The sequence below is a fragment of the Skermanella sp. genome, assembly GCF_059503625.1.
The window spans coordinates 1-7,432 of record NZ_JCACHA010000914.1 but is presented as its reverse complement, the minus strand read 5'-3'; the positions used below and the strand labels follow the sequence as shown (position 1 = coordinate 7,432).

Genomic DNA, 7,432 nt, shown 5'->3' with positions numbered 1-7,432 from the left:
CCGGAGGCTGTTTCGTTGCGGGCGATCCCGTGGGCGCCGGGGAAGAAGGCGTCGCTGGAAACTGTGCCGCCGGAAGCTGTGCCGCCGGAGACTGGACCGGAGGAGCGGCTGAAACCGAAGGCGCCGGCGGAGCAACCGCCGGTGGCTGTTCGGCGGGCGTTACCGGAACGACCAGTCCCGGAGCCGGTGCGGCCGGCGCGATGTTCAGCGCCGTGGCCAGCCGTTCCGGCAGTTCCGGGACGAAATCGACCAGTTCGCGGCCTGTCGAATTCATGTAGTACCAGCCGCCATAGGCGGAGCCCGCCAGCACCACGGCGAGCAGCAGCAGCGCTCCTCCGGGAATGCGGCTTTCCGGCGCCGGCTTGGGCAGGTAAAGCTCCGGCTTGGGCGTCAGTCCGCCGGAGGTTTCCTCCTTGAATCGGCGCAGCACGAGCTGGGGATCGAGCCCCAGATGCTCGGCATAGGTGCGGAGAAAACCGGTGGCATAAGTGGCGCCGGGAAGATCGCCGAAGCGGCCTTGCTCGATCGCTTCCAGATAGGCCAGACGGATGCGGAGGGCCACGGCGATCTCGCTCAGCTCGTAGCCGAGAGACATCCGCCGGCTGCGGAGCATGTCGCTGACGCCAGGACCTCTCACGCCGGAACCGCCGGAAGGGTTTGCCGCGAGTCCGCCGCCTGCCGGGTCGCTGCCGCCGCGTGCTGCGTCGCCGATGTGGAAATTCCTTCCTCTGGTGTCGCCCATACCATCAGCCGTCGTTGCGCAGCGAATTCATGTTCAGAAAGCGGAGAAAGCCAGATAAAACGCTCCGCCACTGTCGCTGAAGTTGTAACAAACTTTCATCGCGGAATGCAACGAATTAGATCATGACTCCATGATCCAGGGCAAAAGCGCGCAATTTTTCGCGCAAGCTGTGATCCCTGACCGGATACAACGTTTCTATATAGTCGCTCAAGCCAGATACGTTCAAACTGCGCAGCATCGACTTGACGGGACCGACCGCCGGTGGAGACATGGACAGGCTACGAAGTCCGATTCCGATCAGCGCCATGGCGTCCAGGGGACGGCCCGCCATCTCGCCGCACACGCTCAGCGGCACCCCGGCCGCATCGCACAGCCCGACCAGATGGCGGAACATGTTCAGCATGGGCGGCGACAGCGGGTCGTAACGGTTGTTGATCCGGGGGTTGCCCCGGTCGGCGGCGAACATGTACTGCATCAGGTCGTTCGACCCGACGGAGATGAAGTCCAGGCGCGGCAGAAGCGCCGGCAGGTGCCAGATCAGCGACGGCACCTCCAGCATGGCCCCGACCAGCACGCGCCTCGGCTGCGGAGCGCCGCTTCTCGCCAGACGCTCGATCTCGAGGTCGAGGATGGCGCGAGCCGCTTCGAACTCTGCGCATTCCGCGATCATGGGGAACATGACGCGCAAGTCGCGCCCGGCGGATGCCCGCAGCAGCGCCCGCAACTGCTTGCGCAGCATCGCCGGGCGGTCCAGGCCGATCCGGATCGCGCGCCAGCCGAGCGCCGGGTTCTCCTGTTCCTGATGGGCGAAGTACGGCAGGCTCTTGTCGCCGCCGACGTCCAGGGTGCGGAACACGATCGGCCGGTCGCCGGAAAGCTCCAGCACCCTGCTGTAAAGCTCGGTCTGGGCCTCGACGTCCGGATAGGCCGGCCGGATCATGAACGGGATCTCGGTCCGGTACAGGCCGACCCCGTCGGCTCCGGTATCGCTCAAATGCTGGAGGTCGATCAGAAGGCCGCAGTTCAGGTTGATCGACATCGCGACACCGTCCTGCGACACGGCCGGCTCGTCGATGATCTCGGCATACAGGCGTTTGCGCTGGGCGCGCATCGTCATGCTGTTGTGGAAGGCGTCCTGGACATCCTCGGCCGGGCGGACCAGCACCTGGGCGTTGTCGCCGTCGACGATGAGCTGGTCGAGCGGTTCGATCCGGGTCAGCACGTCGATGCACTGCCCGACCACGGGGATGTCGAGCGCGCGGGCGACGATCGCGACATGGCTGGAGGCGGAGCCTTCCTCCAGCACCAGCGCCCGCAGCCGCCGCCGGTCGTAGTCCAGCAGTTCCGCCGGTCCCATCGAGCGTGCCACCAGGATCACGTCGTCCGGCAGGGAGGCCGCCGCCTGCAACTCCTTGCCGGCGAGATGCTGGAGCAGCCGGTTGGTCAGGTCGTCCAGGTCGAGCAGCTTTTCCCGGATATAGGGGTCGTGCAGCTGGCTCATGCGGGCGCGCGTATCGTTCTGGACCCGCTGCACCGCCGCTTCCGCCGTCAAGCCGTTCTTGATCGCTTCCCGGATGCGCGACAGCCAGCCGCGGTCCTCGGCGAACATCCGGTAGGTCTCCAGGATGTCATGGTGCTCGCCGCCCTCTACGCTCGATACCCGCAGCAGGTCGTCGATCGCGGTGTGCATCACCTCCAGCGCCTGCCGGAAGCGCTCGATCTCGTGCTCCGGGTCCTCGGCGACCATCTGGCGGATGGTGAGCTGGGGACGGTGCAGCACCGCCAAGCCCATCGCGAGGCCCCGGTTGAGGCTGACGCCGTCCAGCCGGGTCGGCAGCAGGGCGGCATCCGCGACGGAGGAAATCTCCTGGGCGCTGACCAGTTCGCCGCCGGCGGTCAGTTCCGCCACCACCATGGCGATGGTCTGGAGGGTTTCGACCTCCTCCTCGAAATAGACGCGCTTGTCCTTGTGCTGGATCACCAGCACGCCGCGTACCCGGCCGCCGCGCAGGATCGGCACGCCCATCAGCGACAGGAAAGCCTCCTCGCCGGTTTCGGGCCGGTAGGCGAAGTTGGGGTGAGACGGCGCATTGGCGAGCGCTACCGGCCGGGCATGGGCCGCGATGTCGCCGACCAAGCCTTCGCCCACCCGCAGGCGCGTCTTGTGGACAGCCGACTGATTGAGGCCGACGGTGGCGAACAGCTCCAGGATGTCGCCCGCGCGCATGACGTAGCAGGAGCAGACGTCGGCGCCCATCTCCGCGCCGATCAGCGTGACGATCTTGTCAAGGCGGTGCTGGGCGGTACCCGACCCTGCCATGACGTCGCGCAGCCTTGCCAGAAGGCGTCTGGACGTAATGCCGGGCATGGCCGCTCCCTGTTCTATCTCGTAATCCTTCATGTCCATGGCATGGTCCGAACCCGGTGCATCCCGCGCCGGGGTGTCGCGCCCCGGAGCGTCATTCATCTACTCCACGGCTCCGGACGCGATTTTGGAACCATAGGCCGGTTCGTCGCCATAGGCTTTGCCAATAAGGCCGCTTCGCAATGCCAGCGCGTGGACCGCCTGATCGACCAGATCGTTCAGGATCTCCGCAGTCGGTTGTTCGCGGGTGACCATGCCGACGCTCTGGCCCGCCATCAGCGAACCGTTCTCGATATCGCCCTCGATCACGGCGCGGCGCAGGGCGCCGGCCCAATAGTGCTCGATCTCGAGCTGGGCTTCCTTCTGGCCGACCTCGCCGCGCGTGAACCGGTCGATCACGGTGCGCTGGAAGTCCATGAAGCGGCGGGTGCCCTCGTTGGTCAGCGCCCGCACGGGAATCACCGGAAAGCGCGGATCGATCTGGACGGACGGGATCGCGTCGCGCGCCGCCGCATTGATGAAGGCCTGCTTGTAGCGCGCATGGGCGATCGATTCGGTGGCGCAGACGAAGCGGGTGCCGAGCTGAACACCGGAAGCGCCCATCTCCAGGTAGGACAGGATCGCCTCGCCCCGGCCGATCCCGCCGGCTACGAAGACCGGGACATCGGACACCACCGGCAGGATTTCCTGTGCCAGGACCGATGTGGAGACCGGCCCGATATGGCCGCCGGCTTCCATCCCCTCGATCATGATGGCATCGGCGCCGCTCTTCACCAGCTTGCGGGCGGTCGCCGCCGTCGGTGCGAAGCAGACGACCTTGGCGCCCGTTTCCCGGACCCGCCGGATGACGGCGGAAGGCGGCAGCCCGCCGGCCAGGACGACATGGCTAACCCCGCGTTCCGCACAGACGCCGATCAGGTCGTCCAGGCGCGGGTGCATCGTAATCAGGTTGACGCCGAAGGGCTTGGACGTGCGTTCCCTGGTGCCGGCGATCTCGGCGTCGAGCTGGTCCGGCGACATGGAGCCGGAAGCCAGCACGCCGAAGCCGCCGCCGTTGGAAATGGCGGCGACAAGATTGCGCTCCGACACCCAGGTCATGGCGCCGCCCATGATGGCGAACTCGGTGCCCAGGAACGCGCGTCCCCTGCTCCACAGCCGGTCGAGCCGGACGCGCGCATCCCGTGTCTGGTCTTCGGCTACCGTCATGGCCGGGCCATCCCTGGGTTCACCATCGTTGCGCTCTCTATCATCAGGCGAAGCCTGCCGCCGGCGCGCCCGAGGCGCCGGTCAGGCGGCGTCCAGGCCGTAGGCGGTGTGGAGAGCGCGCAGGGCCAGTTCGGTGTATTCCTCGGCGATCAGGACGCTGACCTTGATCTCCGACGTCGAGATGACCTGGATGTTGATGCCCTTGTCCGCCAGCGTCTTGAACATGCGCTGGGCGACGCCGGCATGGCTGCGCATGCCGACGCCGATCACCGACACCTTGACGACATTGCTGTCAGCCAGCAGGCGACGGTACTGCAACTCTTCCTTGGAGGCTTCCAGCACGCCGCGCGCCCGTTCCAGGTCGCCCTTCGACACGGTGAAGGTGATGTCGGTGCTGGCGCCGTCCTCGGACACGTTCTGCACGATCATGTCGACGTTGACCGACGCGTCGGCCAGCGGACCGAACAGGCCGGCGGCGACGCCGGGCCGGTCGGCGACGCCGACAAGGGTGATCTTCGCTTCGTCTCGGCTATAGGCGATGCCGCTGACCAGTTCCTGTTCCACGATTTCGTCCTCGTCCACAACCAGAGTTCCGGGCAGGTCGCTGCCGGACGCCTTGTCAAAACTGGAAAGCACCTGCACCCGGACGCCATGCTTCATGGCCATCTCGACGGAGCGGGTTTGCAGGACCTTGGCGCCCAGCGACGCCATTTCCAGCATTTCTTCATAAGTGATCTTGGACAGTTTGCGCGCCTTCGACACGATCCGGGGATCGGTCGTGTAGACGCCGTCGACGTCCGTATAGATATCGCAGCGGTCGGCCTTGATCGCGGCGGCCAGCGCCACCGCCGAGGTGTCGGAACCGCCGCGGCCCAGCGTCGTGATCCGGCCGTTCGGCGACAGGCCCTGGAAGCCGGCGACGACGGCGACTTCGCCCGAGGACAGGCGGCGCTCGAGTTCTTCCGTCTCGATGGTGCCGATGCGCGCCTTGGCGTGGACGTCGTCGGTGCGGATCGGGATCTGCCAGCCCTGCCAGGAGCGGGCGGTGATGCCTAGTTCCTGCAGGGCAAGGGCGGTCAGGCCGCTGGTCACCTGCTCGCCGGAGGCAACGACGGCATCGTATTCCCGCGCATCGTGCAGCGGGCTGATGCCGGCGCAATATTCCACCAGCTTGTTGGTGACGCCGGACATGGCCGACACGACGACGGCGACCTGATGGCCGGCATCGACTTCCACCTTGACCTTGCGCGCCACATTCTTGATGCGGTCGATGTCGCCGACCGATGTGCCGCCGAATTTGAGTACGATCCGCGCCATTGCCGTATAGCCGCCCTTAACTCTGAAACCGTCGCCCCGCCCTGACCGGTACTTTCGCCACCCGATCGATCCGCCTTGCTCTACCAAGCCGGATAGGCCCCGGGATCATTTTTGATCGGGGACCGGTGAACAGGCGGTTCCATTGCCGGAGCAAGGCGGGGTATCCATACTATCTCGGGGGAAGCGAAGCAAGCTTGCCCCGACTGACCACCGGTCGCATCCGGCACCGAGCCGCATCCAGGAACATACCCATGTCTGCCACCCGTACCGCCTCCAGCGCTTCCCCTTCCACAGCCACCGGAAAAACCGTTCTGGCCGGTACCACGGTGGACGCCGGAGAGATCGCCCGCTTCAGCGCCATCGCGGCGGAATGGTGGGATCCGCGCGGCAAGTTCAAGCCGCTGCACAAGTACAATCCGATCCGCATCGGCTATATCCGCGATGCCGTCTGTGCCCGTTTCGGCCGCGACCCGGCGGGCGTGCTGCCCCTGCAAGGCCTCCGCATCGTCGATATCGGCTGCGGCGGCGGCCTGCTGGCGGAACCGCTGGCGCGCCTCGGGGCCGAAGTCGTCGGCATCGACGCCGCCGAGCGCAACATCAAGGTGGCGAGCCTGCACGCCGCCGAGTCGGGCGTCACCGTCGATTACCGCGCCACCACGGCGGAAGCGCTGGCCGCATCCGGCGAGAAGTTCGACGTGGTGCTGGCGCTGGAAGTGGTCGAGCACGTCGCCGACGTGCCGCTGTTCCTCAAGTCGCTCTGCGGATTGCTCGAACCCGGCGGCATGCTGTTCCTTGCGACCATCAACCGCACGCCCAAGGCCTTCGCGCTGGCCATCGTCGGGGCCGAATACGTGCTGCGCTGGCTTCCCAGGGGCACCCACGACTGGCGCAAGTTCCTCAAGCCGTCGGAGCTTGCCGCCGGGCTCCGTCCCCACGGCGTCGCGGTCCGGGACGTGACCGGCGTCACCTACAACCCTTTGCGCGACGAGTTCTCCCTCAACCGCCGCGACCTGGACACCAACTACATGCTCTGGGCCAGCACGGAGGCATGAGGGCGAAGATGTTGGTTTTGTTGGCGCATATGGCGTTCTGGAGCGATGAACCTCGTAGACGCGGCCTCCGGCCGCGTTAGCGCGCGGAGTCCGGGCGAAGAAAGCAGCCGATGCATGCGCGGCGGCAGATGAAACCTTGAAGCCAAGGAGCAGCCGCCGCCACGACTTGCTATTTCTTCTTTTTCTTCAATTCCTTGCCATGGCTCTCCCGGACGCGGCGATTGATCGCGTCCTTCTTCTCATCGGAGAACGACTTCCAGTCCTTGACCTCGGTCCTGGTCCGGCCGCAGCCCTTGCACACCTTGTCCGAATCGTATTTGCAGATGTCGATGCAGGGGTTCTTCGTCTTCAACTTCCCCATCAGTGAGCGACACCATGGCGCTCGGGAGCTATGCCCCCTGGAGGCGCCCAGGTGGACAGGCTTTGCTCCATGATGGCGCTGGGGCGGGTCGGCGGCACCCGGACCAGACCGGCGGGGTCGGCAGGTGCCGGAGGATCGGCCTCGGCGGCGGCCAGCCGGCGCAACTCGCGCGGCGGGTCGGTTTCCTCCGGCGTCAGGAACAGCCCGGCGCGCCGCGCCCACTGGCCGACATCGGTCCGGCTGGTCCAGACCGTCAAGGCGACCGACAGGACCAGCCCGGTGATCACCGGCACCAGCCACCAGAAGAAGTCCGGCGCGATGTTGAGCACCAGGGCGCCCCAGGCCAATCCCAGCGCCACATGGACCCAGTTGCGCCCCATCGCTTCGCG

General features: G+C 66.4%; 6 protein-coding genes and 1 pseudogene. 1 reads left to right on the top strand and 6 read right to left on the bottom strand.

Translation table 11 applies throughout. The annotated features are described in order from the left end of the window. From AC5JJ6_RS33355 to AC5JJ6_RS33340, 4 genes are all read right to left on the bottom strand, one after another. A partial coding sequence (locus AC5JJ6_RS33355; RefSeq protein WP_496046161.1) for a helix-turn-helix domain-containing protein occupies nt 1–742 on the bottom strand: 742 nt, incomplete at its 3' end. Between the two features lie 115 nt (nt 743–857). Then, nucleotides 858–3,110 (bottom strand): phosphoenolpyruvate--protein phosphotransferase, encoded by a 2,253-nt coding sequence (gene ptsP / locus AC5JJ6_RS33350; protein WP_496046162.1) that lies wholly within the window; start codon nt 3,108–3,110, stop codon nt 858–860. Nucleotides 3,111–3,209: 99 nt separating this feature from the next. Further along, nucleotides 3,210–4,313 carry an NAD(P)H-dependent flavin oxidoreductase gene (locus tag AC5JJ6_RS33345; protein ID WP_496046160.1) on the bottom strand — a complete coding sequence of 368 codons (1,104 nt, stop codon included), beginning with the start codon at nt 4,311–4,313 and terminating at the stop codon, nt 3,210–3,212. Nucleotides 4,314–4,394: 81 nt separating this feature from the next. Beyond that, on the bottom strand, nt 4,395–5,630 hold the full coding sequence (locus AC5JJ6_RS33340) for an aspartate kinase (RefSeq protein WP_496046159.1): 1,236 nt from the start codon (nt 5,628–5,630) through the stop codon (nt 4,395–4,397). A gap of 251 nt (nt 5,631–5,881) precedes the next feature. Here AC5JJ6_RS33340 and ubiG point away from each other — a divergent pair, with 251 nt between their 5' ends. Next, on the top strand, nt 5,882–6,682 hold the full coding sequence (gene ubiG, locus AC5JJ6_RS33335) for a bifunctional 2-polyprenyl-6-hydroxyphenol methylase/3-demethylubiquinol 3-O-methyltransferase UbiG (RefSeq protein ID WP_496046158.1): 801 nt from the start codon (nt 5,882–5,884) through the stop codon (nt 6,680–6,682). 169 nt (nt 6,683–6,851) lie between these two features. On the opposite strand, the gene AC5JJ6_RS33330 is transcribed toward ubiG, so the two are convergent. Both AC5JJ6_RS33330 and AC5JJ6_RS33325 read right to left on the bottom strand, forming a co-directional pair. Further along, on the bottom strand, nt 6,852–7,043 hold the full coding sequence (locus AC5JJ6_RS33330; protein ID WP_496046157.1) for a DUF1289 domain-containing protein: 192 nt from the start codon (nt 7,041–7,043) through the stop codon (nt 6,852–6,854). Continuing rightward, nucleotides 7,043–7,432: pseudogene (locus AC5JJ6_RS33325) on the bottom strand (hypothetical protein); the annotation flags it as partial. The pseudogene AC5JJ6_RS33325 and the gene AC5JJ6_RS33330, both read right to left, overlap by 1 nt.